General features: G+C 54.4%; 15 protein-coding genes. 12 read left to right on the top strand and 3 right to left on the bottom strand.

Going from position 1 to position 15,506, the window contains the following annotated elements; genetic code table 11:
• Positions 1–6: 6 nt before the first annotated feature.
• From BLR09_RS04560 to BLR09_RS04610, 11 genes are all read left to right on the top strand, one after another.
• Positions 7–948 carry a hypothetical protein gene (locus BLR09_RS04560; protein ID WP_093198396.1) on the top strand — a complete coding sequence of 314 codons (942 nt, stop codon included), beginning with the start codon at positions 7–9 and terminating at the stop codon, positions 946–948.
• A 118-nt stretch (positions 949–1,066) separates the two neighbouring features.
• Entirely contained in the window at positions 1,067–2,041 is a 975-nt protein-coding gene (locus BLR09_RS04565) for a glycosyltransferase family 2 protein (protein WP_093198399.1), read from the top strand.
• 14 nt (positions 2,042–2,055) lie between these two features.
• Positions 2,056–2,772 (top strand): DUF5672 family protein, encoded by a 717-nt coding sequence (locus BLR09_RS04570; RefSeq protein WP_093198401.1) that lies wholly within the window; start codon positions 2,056–2,058, stop codon positions 2,770–2,772.
• A gap of 11 nt (positions 2,773–2,783) precedes the next feature.
• Positions 2,784–3,677 (top strand): glycosyltransferase family 2 protein, encoded by an 894-nt coding sequence (locus BLR09_RS04575; RefSeq protein ID WP_093198404.1) that lies wholly within the window; start codon positions 2,784–2,786, stop codon positions 3,675–3,677.
• Positions 3,678–3,686: 9 nt separating this feature from the next.
• Positions 3,687–5,027 (top strand): hypothetical protein, encoded by a 1,341-nt coding sequence (locus BLR09_RS04580; protein ID WP_093198407.1) that lies wholly within the window; start codon positions 3,687–3,689, stop codon positions 5,025–5,027.
• A 1-nt stretch (position 5,028) separates the two neighbouring features.
• Positions 5,029–6,159 carry a glycosyltransferase family 4 protein gene (locus tag BLR09_RS04585; RefSeq protein WP_093198409.1) on the top strand — a complete coding sequence of 377 codons (1,131 nt, stop codon included), beginning with the start codon at positions 5,029–5,031 and terminating at the stop codon, positions 6,157–6,159.
• Positions 6,156–7,304, top strand: coding sequence for a glycosyltransferase (locus tag BLR09_RS04590; RefSeq protein ID WP_093198412.1), 1,149 nt, complete (start codon positions 6,156–6,158; stop codon positions 7,302–7,304). The genes BLR09_RS04585 and BLR09_RS04590 overlap by 4 nt, the downstream gene beginning before the upstream one ends.
• Positions 7,305–8,225, top strand: coding sequence for a glycosyltransferase family 2 protein (locus tag BLR09_RS04595; protein WP_093198414.1), 921 nt, complete (start codon positions 7,305–7,307; stop codon positions 8,223–8,225). It begins immediately after the preceding gene.
• Positions 8,197–8,763 carry a WcaF family extracellular polysaccharide biosynthesis acetyltransferase gene (locus BLR09_RS04600; RefSeq protein ID WP_093198417.1) on the top strand — a complete coding sequence of 189 codons (567 nt, stop codon included), beginning with the start codon at positions 8,197–8,199 and terminating at the stop codon, positions 8,761–8,763. The genes BLR09_RS04595 and BLR09_RS04600 overlap by 29 nt, the downstream gene beginning before the upstream one ends.
• A 324-nt stretch (positions 8,764–9,087) precedes the next feature.
• Complete coding sequence (locus BLR09_RS04605; RefSeq protein WP_176785451.1) at positions 9,088–10,134, top strand: MraY family glycosyltransferase; 1,047 nt, start codon at positions 9,088–9,090, stop codon at positions 10,132–10,134.
• Positions 10,135–10,256: 122 nt separating this feature from the next.
• Positions 10,257–11,627 (top strand): Gfo/Idh/MocA family protein, encoded by a 1,371-nt coding sequence (locus BLR09_RS04610; protein WP_093198422.1) that lies wholly within the window; start codon positions 10,257–10,259, stop codon positions 11,625–11,627.
• 67 nt (positions 11,628–11,694) lie between these two features.
• On the opposite strand, the gene BLR09_RS04615 is transcribed toward BLR09_RS04610, so the two are convergent.
• On the bottom strand, positions 11,695–13,131 hold the full coding sequence (locus BLR09_RS04615; RefSeq protein ID WP_093198425.1) for a sulfatase family protein: 1,437 nt from the start codon (positions 13,129–13,131) through the stop codon (positions 11,695–11,697).
• Between the two features lie 141 nt (positions 13,132–13,272).
• On the opposite strand from BLR09_RS04615, the gene BLR09_RS04620 reads away from it, so the two are divergent.
• Entirely contained in the window at positions 13,273–14,292 is a 1,020-nt protein-coding gene (locus BLR09_RS04620) for a methyltransferase (RefSeq protein ID WP_176785452.1), read from the top strand.
• 1 nt (position 14,293) lies between these two features.
• Here BLR09_RS04620 and BLR09_RS25665 read toward each other — a convergent pair whose 3' ends face one another.
• The gene (locus BLR09_RS25665; RefSeq protein ID WP_218126608.1) at positions 14,294–14,530 is read right to left on the bottom strand and encodes an alpha/beta hydrolase family protein; all 237 of its coding nucleotides are present in this window, start codon (positions 14,528–14,530) and stop codon (positions 14,294–14,296) included.
• A 326-nt stretch (positions 14,531–14,856) separates the two neighbouring features.
• A complete protein-coding gene (locus BLR09_RS04630; RefSeq protein ID WP_093198432.1) occupies positions 14,857–15,480 on the bottom strand; it encodes an alpha/beta hydrolase family protein in 624 nt (207 codons plus the stop codon).
• Positions 15,481–15,506: the final 26 nt, after the last annotated feature.

Here is a 15,506-nt window from a genome sequence, read left to right on the forward strand (position 1 = left end):
ACGTTTATGATACAGTTTTTCACCGTTTGCTGGACCCGGCAGATTCCGCACGTCTTTTTGCTGGCGGGGCAGATTGCCCGGCATTATCCCAGCGCATCGCTGCATGTGGCGTGGGCAGACGGGCACGTGACGCTCCCCGAAGTACCGGCAAACGTGAAATGGGTGGAAGAGATTCCGGCTCTGATGCCGCTTCGGCAACGCTATACCCAAACCGAGCTGCTGGAACTGAGCCGGCCGTTCGTGGCGCGGCATCTGCTTGCCGGGGATCCCCTTGTATTCCTGCATCCGGAGTCGGAATTGCTCGGTACCCTCGACCGGATGGAGATCCTTCTCCAGGAGCAGCCGGCAGTACTGTGTTCGCAATGGCTGCGGCCTCATCCGGATACGCACCTGCCCGACAGCAAATTTCACCTCAACTACGGTACTTACTTCTCCGGCTGCTGGGGTATACGCCCCGGGGCTGTTACCGATAGTCTGCTGAACTGGTGGTGCCATAACCTCGAAACCCGCGGCGGCTACCAGCCTTGTGAAGGCCGTGGTTCCGACCAGCTCTGGCTTGACATGACGCCCGCGCTGTTTGAAGGTACCTACCCTATCCGGGACGCGGCCTATGGTATTCAGTATGCCAACGCCTTCGAGCGCAGCGGTACCACGCCCCTGACGTTTCACTATGGCGGTTACGATTACGGGCAAAAGCAGTTTCCTGCTTACCTGACCGACCGGCCTATCCCCGACTTTTTCCGCCGGGCGGCGGCGGCTTACGCCGAAAAGGTACTGGCGCATCCGCTCTATGCCTCACTGGGTACTAAAGTCCCGGCGTGGGGCCTGCCCGATCCGCCGAAACCGGTAGCCATCGGCCGGCAGCGCTGGGCGGATCGGATCGGAAAAATGATCCGGACCATCAACACCTGGCAGCCGGGGTTTCTCTTTCCGCAAGCTCAGTCTTAAAAATTTACTATTCTCTTTTTCCGGGAATCCCTACCTTTGAGGGAAATTTTCAGGATTTCAGCCTGTTATTCCTGTGAAAACAGGCAGGTATTCCTTAAAATATACTATTCAACCGATTATGAGAGTATCCGTGGCGATGTGTACCTACAATGGCGGGAAGTTTCTTCCCGAGCAATTGGAGAGTATCCGCCAGCAAACCCGGCCCGTTGATGAGCTCGTCGTGTGCGACGACCGTTCGTCGGACGACACCGTCGGCATTCTCCGTGACTTTGCGCAAACTGTTGCGTTTCCCGTTCATATTCATGTCAATCCTGCCAATCTCGGATCTACGAAAAACTTTGAGAAGTGTCTGAGTTTGTGTACAGGAGACATACTTTTCTGCTGTGATCAGGACGATAAATGGCATACGGAAAAAGTAGCCCGCCAGCTCGCCTACCTGGAGCAGCATCCCGACAAGGACGCCGTTTTTACGGATGCAAGGGTAATCGACGATGCGTCTGTTCCCCAGGATCGGACCATCTGGCAGGAAATCGAATTTGACACGGCAGCGCAGGCACGATGGAACCATTCGGAAGCCCACGAGATCCTGTTCGGAGGCTTTGTGGTAACCGGCGCTACGCTGGCGCTTCGCCGCGAAGTACTGGCCCGCACGACTCCTTTCCCGACCCATATCCGCTACTACATCCACGACGCGTGGATTGCGCTGCTGCTTTCGCTGGAAGAAAAGATCGGTTTTCTGACCGATGAACTTCTTTTTTACCGGAAGCACCAGACCCAGCAGGTAGGATTCGGAGAAAAGAAGGCGAAAGTGACGCTTGGCGACCGCTTCTCCCGCGATAGGGAAGGCAAGCTCAAGCCGCTCCGCGAAAAAGCAGAGATATGTGCCCAGCTGCTGGCAGCGCTGCGCGATTCCTATGCCGGGCCGAAGCTCCGGGAGCTGGAACAGCGGCAAAAGCATTTTCAGGCACGGGCTACACTGCCCGCGTTCCGCCCGGCACGCATTCCGGTCATCTGGCGGGAGTGGATTTCCGGTCGGTACCGGTTCAGCAGCAAAGACTGGTGGCTGCCACTGGCCGGCGATCTGTTCGAATAAACCTAAACCCACGCATGTCTGTTGCCGTTGTCATACCCCTTTATCGTTCGGAGCTGACCGCTTACGAGCAGATTTCCCTCCGGCAATGCGTCCGGAAGCTGGGGGGGCACCCGATGTATGTCGTGAAGCCGCAATCGCTCGACCTGTCGGCGGTGACGGCCGAATACCCCAATCTGCAGCTTGTTTCCTTTGGAGACGAATGTTTCGCAGGTATCGCCGCGTACAATCAGTTGCTGACGAACGAGGCGTTTTACGATACATTTTCCGCCTACGCGTATATCCTGATTTATCAACTCGACGCGTTCGTGTTTGAAGATACCCTGGAGGCCTGGTGCCGGAAAGGCTTTGATTATGTCGGAGCGCCCTTTGTTACCCGGGACGCATTCAGTACGTCGGCCTTCAGTACCAAGAAACCCCTCCTCAACGGCGGGCTTTCGCTGCGAAAAGTGAAGGCCTGCCGGCGACTGGTTTCCCGCTACAAACGGGTATTCGGGCAATGGCCCGGCAACGAAGACATGCTGTTTTCGCTTACGGCAACACGCCTCCTGCCTTTCCGGCCGTTGATGAAGTTGCCGACCGTTCAGGAATCGTTGCTATTTTCATTCGAGCAAAATCCCGATTTTGCTCTTTTACTGACTGACGGTACCCTGCCCTTTGGCTGCCATGCCTGGGAAAAATACGACCTGGCCTTCTGGCGGCCGTATTTCCTGCGGGAAGGATATACCGTCTAACGGCTTTTTGCATGGAGTTTTTTGCCCCGGATGCGATACAGAAATTTGTAACAACCGCCCGGTTTGACGAAGCGACCCTTCTCCGGAAAGACCTTTCCTTTCCGAAGATCAGTGTCATTACGCCTTCTTATAACCAGGCTGAGTTTCTCGAACGTACCCTTCTCAGTATTCTCAATCAGAATTACCCCAACCTGGAGCTGATTGTCATGGATGGCGGATCGACGGACGGAAGCACCGATGTTATCCGGAAGTACGAAAAATACATTACCTATTGGGTCAGTGAGAAGGATGGCGGGCAAACCGCCGCCATCAATGCCGGTTTCCGGAAGGCTACCGGCGACTGGGTTACCTTTCAGAACTCGGATGACGTATTTGCGCCGAATGCCCTGCTGACGGTCGGGAAAGCCATCCGGTCTTTTCCGGACGTGTCGGTTTTTTACGGAAACCTTCTGATGATCGATGAAAACGATCTCGTTTTCGAGCACAAGAAACAGATTCCGTTCTGGCCCGCGGCGCAGGTATATGAGGGCATGCAGGTATTCAACCAGTGCATGGTTTTCCGGCGAGAGTTGCTTACGCGGCACGGATACCTCGATGAGGGTTTTCAGTTCGCTTTTGATTACGAAATTTGTACCCGGTGGAGTGTGCTGCCGGAAATCCGCTTCCGCTTGCTGAACGACTTCTGGGCTTGTTTCCGGCAGCATCAGGCGGCAAAAAGTTCGACCATCAACCACATCGGGATGGAGGAACATGCGCGGATCAAGGCGACGTATGCCACGCAATTGAAAAGTACGCTTCCGGAAAAGCTCCTGTTTCCTTATATCCGCTTCCGGAAGCTGGCGTATTTTCTCGGAAAGCTCGATTTTTCGTACTTTTTCTACCGGTTGAGGTTTAACCGGCAATAATGACCGAACATGCTCAAAGACCTATTTTCAGGTTTTCAGTATAAACGCATTGCCCTGGGGATCGCGATCTTCTTCATGGGCCACCCGCTGATTTTCTTTTTCCGGGACGGCCTGAAGCTCGCGCCTCAATCTTCTGTTTTTACTGCGGCCTGTCTGGCACTGGGGCTGGTTCTGATGATCCCGTCCACGCTCTTTCAACGGTATTTTTCACTGAATTCCAAACTGGCGATACCGCTTGCAGGCTGGGTCGGCGTCTGTTTGTTTTACCTGTTCCTGTTTAACCCGAGCGCCGTTGATCCCTCTTACAGCCGGATGCGCGAACTCATCAACTATGCGATGGCGGGCGCCTTCGCCTTTCTGCTGATCAGTGCGCCCGACAAGGTGAAGGAACATGCCATTCCCGTGTTTGTACTGTTTACATTTGTGGCGAACCTGGGTTTGTTTTACTCCCTGCTCACCAACCCGCACTATGTGCTTGGAGCGCGGGCGTCGATTTACTTCGATGATGATTACGGCGGCAACCCGCACATTTTTGCCCGAAACGGTTTTGCAGGGGTTATTTGCTGTCTGATTCTGCTTTTTTCGAGCAATAATATCCTGTATAAACTGCTCTCCATTGTCAATCTGTTCGCCTCGCTTGCTACCGTTCTGCTGACCCAAAGCCGCGGGACACTGATGGCGCTCGTACTGGCAATGGGTGCGTTCATCGTATTCGGCCTGACGAAATCAAACGTCAAAGCCATCAAGACAGCGTTCCGGAAACCGAGTACAATGATCTTCTTTTTTGCACCGATTATCGCTGTGGGGTACTATCTCGGTTCGAAGCCGCAGTTGCTCGGTCTGATCGGAGGCTATTTCGAGCAATTCCTGGCCAAACTGCTCGATGCACTCGTTACGGCCGGGCAGGGCTCTGATACGGATGAGATCGTCGATTATTCCGCTTACAACCGGGTCGTTTCGTTCTCAATGTTTAAGAACATGCTGTTCGACAACCCGATTGCGCTGATTACCGGCAATGGGTACAAGTTCTTTTACATGGACTTCCCGATTCTGGAAGCGGCCTATAATTATGGATTTATAGGCTTCTATTTCTTTGCGCGACTCATTTACGAAATAGTTCGGGAATCCATTCTGGCGATCCGGAAGATGACCAGTCCGCTCGGCACGTACCTCGCTTACCTGTTTATTCCGATCTTTGTTTCTGTTTTTTCCGCCGGGCAGCCAACCGATACCACCTTTCTCTTTCCTTTCCTGATGTTTGCTCGTTTCATGCAGACAGAAAAAGAAGAGAAGGAAGAGAAAGCCGCTGCCGCAGCGGCGGCTCAACCCGAACCCCTACCCGTGTCCTGATATGCGGGTCTTGATTGTTCACAATATTCTGTGGTCGCACTACAAAGCGGCGTTGTTTTCTGCACTGGCTGCGGAGGCGGCAGACGGAGAAGAGCTACTGGTTCTGCAACTGGCCGAATCCGAAAAGAAATACAGTGAGCTTGGCAAAGCCGGTCAAATCGACCACCGGTATCCCTACAAGCTCCTCACGGCCGGTTCACTCGACTCAGTGACTATCCCCCAAAAAATCCGGTTTATTCTTTCGGAAATACGCCGCTTCAAACCGGATATCGTCAATCTGACCGGGTACTATGACCCTGCCTACTGGCCGGTGATCGTTTGGTGCCGCCTCAGCGGTATCAGGCTGGTACTCAGCAATGAATCAGGCGAGAACGACGGCAGCCGGAAAGGAATTAAGGAGCGGTTTAAGAAGGCGCTGGTTCGCGCCTTTGACGGGTATATCTGCTTTGGCACGTCTTCGGCCCGGTACCTGTTGCGCCTTGGCGCGAGGGAGGACCGTATTCTGAGCCGGCATGCAGCGGTTATCAACGAAGCTGTTATCCGAAACGTTTATCAGCACGCACTACCCGATCGTGCTACCCAAAAAGCCCGCCTGGGACTTCCCGGCGGCGTAATTGCCTTTGTGGGTCGCCTGGCGCCGGAGAAAAACCTCCCGAAACTGATTACCGCCTTCCGCCGCGTGGCAACCGGCGGGTGGAAGCTGCTCGTCATCGGCGACGGACCGCTGCGAAACGAAGTGGAGTCGCAATCCGATATCTGCTGGCTCGGCGGTCGCCCCTGGAACGAGGTTCCGGAGGCGCTGGCTCTGGCCGATGCGCTCGTTCTCCCGAGTTCGTTCGAACCCTGGGGGCTGGTCGTCAACGAAGCCATGACCTGCGGCCTGCCCGTACTCGTTTCCCAACGGTGCGGTTGTACGGATGACCTCGTCCGGCCGGGAGAAAACGGCTACCTGTTCGACCCGGAAGACGACGCCTCTCTCAAAACCGCGCTGAAGACCTTCATGGCCCTGCCCGATGTGGCCAGGGCTGATATGGGAGCACGCTCCCTTCAACTGATTTCGCCTTTTTCAACGGAGAAAGTAGCTGCCGAACTCTGGCAGGGGTTCCGGTTACTGACCAAACGTGCGCGATGAAAATACTGAACCTGTGCGGTTATTCCTGGGAAATCGGGGGGCCGTCGAAAGTCATTTACGATCATGCCAACGTCCAGCTCCGGCTTGGCGCCGAGGTAACCATTCTGACACCCCTGTCGGAAGGAGAACGTTTGTATATTATTCCGGAGGGCGCAAAGGTCGTGACGGTCCGCCGTCACTGGCTGGCCCGGTTTATCCCGGAATTTTCGCCGGAACTGTACCGCTACTACCGGGAGCATGCTCATGAGTATGACATTGTTCATATTCACGGTCCTTTTCATTTCGCCGGCTGGGTACCCTTTTGGGTAAAATCGAAGGCGAAGAAGGTATTCACCGTGCACGGTACGCTCGACCGATGGGCCATCCGCAAATCCGGTTGGAAGAAAAAACTCATCAGCGCACTTTTTCAGCGGAAGTACGTGGAGCAATGCGACCTTGCGCAGGTTCACAACCCGGACGAAGCCGAAGATCTCACCCGCTACCTCGGGCATCCGCATCCGCACGTCGTCATGATCAACAACGGCATGAAGCTGTCGGACTATGACCGGTTGCCTGCCAGGGGAGGCTTCCGGGCACGGCTTGGTCTGGCCGAGGATACGCCATTGATTCTCTTTCTCAGCCGCATCAATATCAAAAAAGGCCTCGACGTACTGCTGCCTGCTTTTGAACGGGTACGGAAGGCATACCCGGCCGCCGTATTGACCATAGTCGGCCCGGACGACGGATACCTTGCTGACGTTCAACGGTTTATCGAAGAACGAAAATTGGCTTCCTCGATTCTGGTTCCCGGCATGCTGACCGGAACCGAAAAGCTGGAAGCACTCGTAGATGCCGATGTTTTTGCCCTCCCGACCTATTCGGAGAGCTTCTCTCTGGCGGCGCTGGAAGCGATGGTATGCGGCGCACCGGTTCTGACGACCGACCGCATCGGTTTCGGCCATCTCCTGAAGGTCAATCCGGCGGCGGAAGTAGTGGTGCCGACCGTCGACGACGTCGAACGTGGATTACTCCGCCTGCTCGGCGATGCGGATTATCGCGTACATTTGGCCGAAAAAGGGCGTCAGTTTGCCCGGGAAGTGGCAGACATTGACGTTGTCGCCACCCGACTTTACCATGCTTTTGAATCGCTCCTTACCCGATCCTGAATGAGGCCGAACCCTGACCTGTCCGTCATCCTGCTCACCCACAACGAAGAGCGGCATATTGAACGGTGTCTGAAAAGCCTGCTGCCGGTGACGGACAAGATTTTTATTGTTGATTCCGGGTCGACCGACCGGACCGTTGAACTGGCTACTGCGCTGGGCGCTGTCGTCGTTTCGAATCCCTGGGTCAATTATGCTACCCAGTTCAACTTTGGTATCCGGAATACGCCGTTTCAGACGGAATGGCTGATGCGGATGGATGCCGATGAATACCTGCTCCCGGAACTCGCCGGCGAAATCCGGGAAAAACTCGGGAATGTTTCTGAAAATGTCTCCGGGGTTTATGTGAAGCGAAGGGTCATGTTCATGGACAAATGGATCCGTCGCGGCGGGTACTACCCTACCTGGCTGATGCGTCTCTGGCGCCGGTCGAAGGGCCATTGTGAGGAATTGTGGATGGACGAGCATATCAAGTTATCAGACGGAGATACCACCCGTTTTGATAACGACCTGGTCGACCATAACCTCAACAACCTTACCTGGTGGACCCAGAAACACAACCTGTATGCTATCCGGGAAGCAATTGATCTTCTGAACGTCCGGTATAATTTTGACGATGGCGCCATCGTCACGCCAACCCTTTTCGGCACACAGGAACAGCGGAAGCGCTACCTCAAGATACGCTATGCCACGCTTCCCCTTTTTACCCGGCCGTTTCTTTACTTTGTGATGCGGTATTTTTTCCAGGGGGGATTTCTGGATGGCACGAAAGGCCTGGTCTGGCACTTCCTGCAGGGATTCTGGTACCGCTTCCTGGTCGACGCGAAGATCTATGAAGTGTATCACCGGGCAGGAAGAAAAAAAGAAGACATAGCCGCCTTTTTCTGGACCGAATATGGAAAAGACCTTACAGGGAAGCGTTGACCTGTCCCGCTACGAACATCAGCCTCAGTACTCCTCCCGCAGCTGGAAAAACCGGATGTGGTACTTTGTCAACTGGGCGGTATTCAATACAACGTTTCCGTTTCCATCAGGCTTGAAATGCCGTCTGCTGCGCTTTTTTGGTGCGAAGATCGGTACGGGTGTCGTCCTCAAACCCAAAATCAACATCAAGTTTCCCTGGCAGCTGGAGATAGGCGATCATGTCTGGATCGGGGAAGAAGTCTGGATAGACAACCTCGTCCGGGTCCGCATCGGGTCGAACTCCTGCCTGTCGCAGGGGGCGCTGCTCCTCTGCGGTAACCACGACTACAAATCTCCCCGCTTTGACCTCACCGCGAAGCCGATTACACTCGCGGAAGGCGTCTGGATCGGTGCGAAGTCGGTCGTTTGTCCGGGGGTGACGGCGGCGTCTCACGCGGTACTTGCCGTTGGCTCAGTGGCGACATCCGATCTGGACGCTTATTTCGTATATCAGGGTAATCCGGCCCGAAAGGTACGTGAACGGATTATCCGGCCGTAGTTTCTGTCCTTTTCTCTGTATCAATTAGTTATATCTGATCAGTTCAACCAGTACTGAATTTACTAATCGTAAATTCTTGGTAATTTGTGGGGGATTGCGGATATTACGGGGCATTTACCCTGGAGACGTCGTAAAAAACGGTTTGCCATACCCACTCGCAAGCCGAGATTGATCCTTTTGAATTGGTCAACCTGTATGATAACAGCCTTACGTCAATTCCTGAACGAGCCTTTCGTCCAGGTAATCGTGTCCTTACTCGCGGCTTGTTGGCTCACTGTTGAAGCAATACCAGTCATTATCAATATTTCCCGGCTTCGGAATCTGATGAAGGAACCCGAAGCCCGTAGTGCCCACTCCAACAGAACGCCAACGCTCGGCGGTATTGCCATTTTCGCGGGTACCATGATCGGCTACTTCCTCTGGCAGCCTGAAGGAGAAACGCACCTTCATCACCTGGCCATTGCGGGTATCCTCATTCTGTTTTTCACCGGGGTCAAGGACGATATTCTGGTGATTGCGCCTGTCAAAAAGATGCTGGCGCAGATACTCGCTTCCTCCCTGGTCATCATCGGCGCGGATTTACGTATCAACGATCTTTTCGGGATTCTGGGTATTCACCAGATCCCCTACCTTTTCAGCGTTCTGTTTACCATCTTCATTTTCATCGCGCTGACGAATGCCATCAACCTGATTGACGGTATTGACGGACTTGCAGGCGGCATCGGGCTGATCGCGTCCATGATTTTCGGCTCGTGGTTCCTTCTCAACAACCAGTATCCGCTGGCAATTCTCGCCGCCTCGCTGTCAGGGTCGCTGCTGGGCTTTATCCGGTTCAATTTCTCGCGAACAAGCAAGATATTCATGGGCGATACCGGCTCGCTCATTCTCGGGTTTGTACTAACGCTCTTTGCGGTGAAGTTCATTCACCTCAACACGGGCGCCGGCGCCATTATCGACGCGCCGATTCTGGCGGTAGTCGTGCTCATCGTTCCGATTTTCGATACGCTCCGGGTGTTCATTATCCGGATCATGAACCGCCGCTCGCCGTTTTTCCCCGATAAAAACCATACGCACCATATTCTGATCGCCCAGGGGCTGTCGCATTTCATGGCTACATGCATTCTTTGCGGCATCACCATCGGTCTGACGGGCATATTCCTCCTGATCCGTAATTCGGTTACGACAACACAGAGCCTTGTTATTCTGGTATGTCTGTTTTTCGTCTATAACTACGTCAATTACCTGCTCATCAAACGGGTTAATTATGTAGATCCCACGACGGCCATTCTCGAACAGCAGAAACAGACCAAACGCGAGGCCAAGGCCCGGCTTCAGAAGATCAAGCGCATGCGGAGACTTTACGAAAACTGACCCTTACCCTGAGCCCCGGACACCGGGGCTTTTTCATGGGCAGTCCTTTGGCCGAAGCGGAAGATGCGTATCTTGCGGGCATTCTCTAAACCCTTAATTGCCCGGGCATCCGCCCGTTTGCTATGCTGACGATCGATCGCCGACGTTTCATTCAGGGAACTTCCGCTTCCCTCGCCCTGAGCACGTTGGGAGCCGCCTCGCTGGGCGCCCCGCTTACCCACTCTCCTTCCGCAACCAAACGCGTGGCCCTGATTGGCACAGGCTGGTATGGAAAAAGCGACCTTTTCCGGCTTATTCAGGTGGCCCCCGTCGAAGTTGTCGGGCTTTGCGACGCCGACAAAAACATGCTCGAAGCCGCCGGACAGATGGTGAGCCAACGGCAGAAATCAGGCAAGGTACCGGCTCTTTACGCCGACTACCGCAAGATGCTCGCCGAGCAGAAACCCGAAATCGTCCTGATCGGTACGCCCGACCACTGGCACGCCCTGATGGCGATTGATTCACTGAAGGCTGGTGCCCACGTATACGTGCAGAAGCCTATCAGCGTTGATGTCATCGAAGGCGAAGCGATGGTGGCTGCTGCCCGGAAATACAACCGCGTGGTTCAGGTAGGTACTCAACGGAAAAGCACGCCACACCTCATCGATGCCAAGAAGAATATCGTTGATGCCGGATTACTCGGGAAAGTATCTCATGTAGAAATGTGCTGCTACTACCACATGCGCAACAACGGAAACCCTCCCGTGCAGCCTGTACCTGATTTTTTCGACTACGAATCCTGGACCGGTCCTGCTCCGCTGCGACCGTATGACGGCCTGCCGCACGTGCGCTGGTGGCGTACCTTCATGGAATATGGCAATGGAATCATGGGCGATATGTGCATTCACATGTTCGATACCGTCCGCTGGATGCTGAAACTGGGCTGGCCGCAGCGCATCAGTTCTACCGGCGGGATTTATGTCCAGAAGGAAGGGAAATCCAATATTGCCGATACGCAATCGGCCCTTTTCGAGTATCCGGAGCTGAATTGCGTCTGGACGCACCGTTCCTGGGGAACGGCCGCTAATCCGGACTATCCGTGGTCGTTTACGCTCTATGGCGACAAGGGTACGCTCATCGCCAGTACCATGCAGTATGATTTTATTCCGCAGGGAAAAGGCGAAAAGATTCACAAGGATGTTGTCTTCGAAAAGGAAAAATACCCGGAAGACAATACCGAGCCCCAGATCGAGCTGAATGCCGCTCCGGCTACACGCCTGCATATGCTTGATTTTCTGCATGCGATCGAAACCAACGGCCGGCCTGTTGCCGACATCGAAGAAGGGCATATCTCGACGGCAAGTTGCCTGCTGGCTAATCTCTCCATGAAAATCGGCCGACCGGTAGTTTACGACCCCAAAAAGCGGCAGATCATTGGAGATCCTACCGCCAACGCGCTCCTGCGTCGTCCATACCGAAAGGGCTGGACGCATCCGGAACCGGATAAGGTATGATACACAAATAGGCTGTCCGAAAGACAGCCTATTTGCTTTTGGTACCTGCGCCTGCAGGCCGGTGATTTCAGAAAGGACCCGGCCGATTGATTTTGCCGGCATTTCTGGACGCTCCCGGCATTTCCCCCCGTTGTCCCTTTTTAGCAGTTGGCTTGCCGGTTTCCCGGTCGTACCAGTCGGGCGTCAGGTTTGCCGGAGCGGTATCGCCGGTTTCCTCCTGCCAGTTCCGGAGCAGCAGGCGGGCCTCCCGGAGTTTGGAAGCGTAGGCTTCTTCCAATACCAGGTTACGGCGCTGACCGGGGTCCTTTTTCAGGTCGTAAAACTCTTCCTTCGCACGGGGTTTGAGAAAAACATCGTTCTGAAGATCAGATAGATGGTGCTCAGCCTTTGCTGCCTTCAGATCATGCGCAGCGGGACTCTGGTTGGCATCGATCGGTCCACCGTTGTCGAGGTCAGGCCTGAGATTCAGGATATACAAAAAATCACCCGTCCGGACAGAACGCTCCCAGGCTTCGTAGTCATGCCAGTTATGTTCTCCAAACACGCAGCGCCGGAACGTGCCGCCGGGTTTGGTCAGCAGCGGAGCAAAGCTTTTTCCCTGAAAGGACGCCGGGGCGGGCGCTCCCGCCAATGCGGTCAGCGTCGGAGCCAGGTCTATGCTGCTCACCAAGGCATCCGTTTTTCCATGTTTGGGAATACCCTTTGGCCAGCGCATCAGCAATGGCGACCTCAGGCCGCGGTCGGTTAGTCGTGTTTTGCTTCCCGGAAACGGCCGGGCGTTGTCAGCCAGAAAAATGACCAGTGTATTATCGGCAATTCCCTGCCGGTTCAGTTCTGCCATGAAATCGCCGAGGTGATGATCGAGCCGACCGATTTCGTTGTAGTATGCGGCCAGGTCCTCGCGGGTGCCTGGCGCGTCAACGAGCGTTTCGGGTACCGCAACGTCCTTGTCGGGGTCATGCGGGCGGGTCGACGGATCGGCCGACCAATCCCGGTGCGCGTCAAACGGAGCCAGCCAGAAGAAAAAAGGCTTGTCTTTCGGCCGGTATCGTAAGGTAGCCAACCACTGATCCTCCCCGCCGGATCCGTTTTCCTTCTCTCCCGCTTTAAGCAGGTCATATGCACGCTTCGTTTCGGGTCCTTCGTGCCATTTACCCAGCAAAGCGGTGTAGTACCCCTCTTTTTTCAGGACTTCGGGAAAATAGGTCAGGTAGGCGGGCAGCGGCGTATGTAATTCCGCCGCGCCGGTATTGTGGGGATACCGGCCCGTGAGCAGGCTTGTCCGGCTCGGGCTGCAGGAACTGGAGGTTACGAAAAACCGCGAAAACTGCAGTCCTTCCCGCGCAAGCCGGTCGAGGTTCGGCGTGCGTATCCGCTTGTTTCCATAGCATCCGAGGTCTTCCGGACTGATGTCATCCCCGATAATCAGGACGATATTGGGGCGATGCTGGGCCGAGGCAATAGCTGCCGTCAGACAGCTTAAAATCAGGAAAAGAAGTTTCATGTATCGGTTCAGGATTGAGCGGGAAAATACCCAATTTTCCGAAACTCTCCCGGTTGAAACACCTGATCGGGGAAATGAAATACCCGTATATTTATGCCGGGTCTCCGCCGTCACGGAATGCCCATCAAACCCGCCTTTGTTATGAAACCCGCCTTTTCCGCCGAATCGTCCGCCAGGATTCTGTCCCACCTCTATGGCTATCAGCTTGCCCATTGCCTGCACGTTGTTTCCGAGCTCAATATTGCCGAGTTATTGTTTGAGTCTCCCCGGCCGGTAGACGAGCTCGCTGCCCTCACCGGCACACATGCACCGTCCCTTTACCGGGTACTGAGGGTCACTGCTGCTGCAGGAGTTTTTGAAGAGACCGAAGGCCGTGTCTTCCGGTTTACGCCAGATGCAACCGCCCTTCACGGCGACGCTGAAGGTTCCGTCAAACCTTATTTTCAGGCAATTATGGGCGAGCATTCCCATGCTTTTGCCAACCTGCTGCACAGCGTCCGAACGGGAGAGACGGCTTTCGATGCGTATTATTCCATGGATGTCTGGGAGTTTTACGGCAAGCATCCTGAAGAAGCTTTCCGGTTTAACAAGGCCATGGCCGGTCTTACCCAGTATTATTCCCATGCGTTGCTGCCGGCTTATGATTTTAGCCGGTTCCGCACAGTTATCGATATCGGAGGTGGGAACGGAGCGCTGCTTTTCGCTATCCTGGGAGCTTATCCTACGGTATATGGAGCTATTTTCGATGCGCCGGCAGTTATTCCCGAGACGGAAAAGCTCATCCTGGCGAGCCCGTTTCAGGACCGGTGCACGACCATCGCGGGAAATTTCTTCGAGGCCATACCGATCGGCTACGACGCATACCTGCTGAAGTTTATTCTGCACGACTGGAGCGACGACGATTGCGTCGTCATTCTGCGGAATTGCGCGGAAGTCATGGCCGTCGGCAACCGGGTACTGATCCTCGATTCGGTCATCCCCTCCGGAAACTACCCGCATGCAGGCAAATACACCGACGTAACCATGCTTGCCTGTACCCGCGGGAGGGAGCGCAGTGCGGTCGACTTCCGTCAGCTCATCGAAGCCGCCGGCTTGCATTTTGCGGGTATTTCCGATATCGGGCAGGAAGAAATGTACCTCATCGAAGCAGTGAAGGCATAGTTTACGGCGTTTTCCGGGCCGCATTGAACCAGGCTACCGACCGGCGGATGAAGAGAATTTCCGTCGGTACATGAGTTCCTTTCGGAATAGTGACCAGGGAAGTCGTCAGCGCTCCGAGTTTCTCCATGGCGTTGTAAGTGATCTCCGTATTCAGGAAGGGAATATATTCGTCCGCATCTCCGTGAAGAAGATAAAGCGGGCTTTTAGGCTTCCAGGAAGTAAGGTCATTATCTGTCATCGCCCGGCCAAACGCGGATAGCGGATTGGCGATATCCTCCTTAAAAGCATCGGTACAGATTTCATCAAAACTCGCTGTAATATCACGGGCATTTTCGATGGACTTTATAATTTGCTCAGCGTAAGGCGATCTAAAGTAGTAGTTTACCGGCTTACCGATCTTGTATAAACGATTGTATGCCAGCGTTTGCCATATATATATGTAATTGGCCAATCCTCCTTTTGTTTTTTTAGTCGTGACATATGTGAAGAATTCCGGAACAGCATACGGCCCCGCCCCGCAGGCAGTAGTCGTCACGAGGAAGTCATTCTCCTCTTCGAGCAGTTTCAGAGCAGCCAGTGTTGCGTATCCTCCCTCGCGGAGTAGCCGGACAAAAACAGTTCATTGTTCCAAACCTCTTTGGCACCAAGAAACTCCCGGGCAGCTTTCAGCATGTCGGCGGTAGCCCGGGCAAGTGTCTGCCGGTGTTCGTAAGGATGAGAAACCTGACTGGATTCCCCGTATCCGATATAATCCGGACATACAACGATGTAGCCGTGCGTCACATACAACAGCGGGTAAGAAAACGCGGGCGACACCAGGTTTCCGCCGGACGGCGCTTCTTCTTGCGAATAAGCCGTCGCATGCTGAAAGCTGACCAGCGGGTATTTTGCCGCCACCGGTTGAGAAGGCAGGTAAATCAGACCGGACGCGACGATCGGCGTCTCGTCTTCGAGCTTCGTCTTATAAGTTATGCGGTAGATCTGAAGGGAAAAATCTCCAGGGTCGTACTCCAGGGAATCGAAAGGCGAGGCGATCGTCGTCAGTATTTCGTGACTGTAAGCCGCTACCAGTGTGCTGTCGGTGAGATACGTTTCCTTTTCTTCGCCCTGCTTGTGGCACGATGCGAGACTAATGAGAATAAGCCAGAAGGCCGGGATATATTTCCAGTCAGGTAAAAGGTGCTTCATGGGGAGGACAACTTCGGGGACAAATA

It is taken from the genome of Siphonobacter aquaeclarae, from assembly GCF_900103285.1.
GTDB lineage: Bacteria > Bacteroidota > Bacteroidia > Cytophagales > Spirosomataceae > Siphonobacter > Siphonobacter aquaeclarae.

Excerpts from the sequence above, each read along its gene's own strand:
- BLR09_RS04590 (WP_093198412.1), top strand. The coding sequence starts at position 6,156 with ATGAAAATACTGAACCTGTGCGGTTATTCCTGGGAAATCGGGGGGCCG.
- BLR09_RS04615 (WP_093198425.1), bottom strand. The coding sequence starts at position 13,131 with ATGAAACTTCTTTTCCTGATTTTAAGCTGTCTGACGGCAGCTATTGCC.
- BLR09_RS25665 (WP_218126608.1), bottom strand. The coding sequence starts at position 14,530 with ATGACAGATAATGACCTTACTTCCTGGAAGCCTAAAAGCCCGCTTTAT.
- BLR09_RS04630 (WP_093198432.1), bottom strand. The coding sequence starts at position 15,480 with ATGAAGCACCTTTTACCTGACTGGAAATATATCCCGGCCTTCTGGCTT.
- BLR09_RS04575 (WP_093198404.1), top strand. The coding sequence starts at position 2,784 with ATGGAGTTTTTTGCCCCGGATGCGATACAGAAATTTGTAACAACCGCC.
- BLR09_RS04605 (WP_176785451.1), top strand. The coding sequence starts at position 9,088 with ATGAAGGAACCCGAAGCCCGTAGTGCCCACTCCAACAGAACGCCAACG.
- BLR09_RS04610 (WP_093198422.1), top strand. The coding sequence starts at position 10,257 with ATGCTGACGATCGATCGCCGACGTTTCATTCAGGGAACTTCCGCTTCC.
- BLR09_RS04560 (WP_093198396.1), top strand. The coding sequence starts at position 7 with ATGATACAGTTTTTCACCGTTTGCTGGACCCGGCAGATTCCGCACGTC.
- BLR09_RS04620 (WP_176785452.1), top strand. The coding sequence starts at position 13,273 with ATGAAACCCGCCTTTTCCGCCGAATCGTCCGCCAGGATTCTGTCCCAC.
- BLR09_RS04585 (WP_093198409.1), top strand. The coding sequence starts at position 5,029 with ATGCGGGTCTTGATTGTTCACAATATTCTGTGGTCGCACTACAAAGCG.
- BLR09_RS04580 (WP_093198407.1), top strand. The coding sequence starts at position 3,687 with ATGCTCAAAGACCTATTTTCAGGTTTTCAGTATAAACGCATTGCCCTG.
- BLR09_RS04600 (WP_093198417.1), top strand. The coding sequence starts at position 8,197 with ATGGAAAAGACCTTACAGGGAAGCGTTGACCTGTCCCGCTACGAACAT.
- BLR09_RS04565 (WP_093198399.1), top strand. The coding sequence starts at position 1,067 with ATGAGAGTATCCGTGGCGATGTGTACCTACAATGGCGGGAAGTTTCTT.
- BLR09_RS04595 (WP_093198414.1), top strand. The coding sequence starts at position 7,305 with ATGAGGCCGAACCCTGACCTGTCCGTCATCCTGCTCACCCACAACGAA.
- BLR09_RS04570 (WP_093198401.1), top strand. The coding sequence starts at position 2,056 with ATGTCTGTTGCCGTTGTCATACCCCTTTATCGTTCGGAGCTGACCGCT.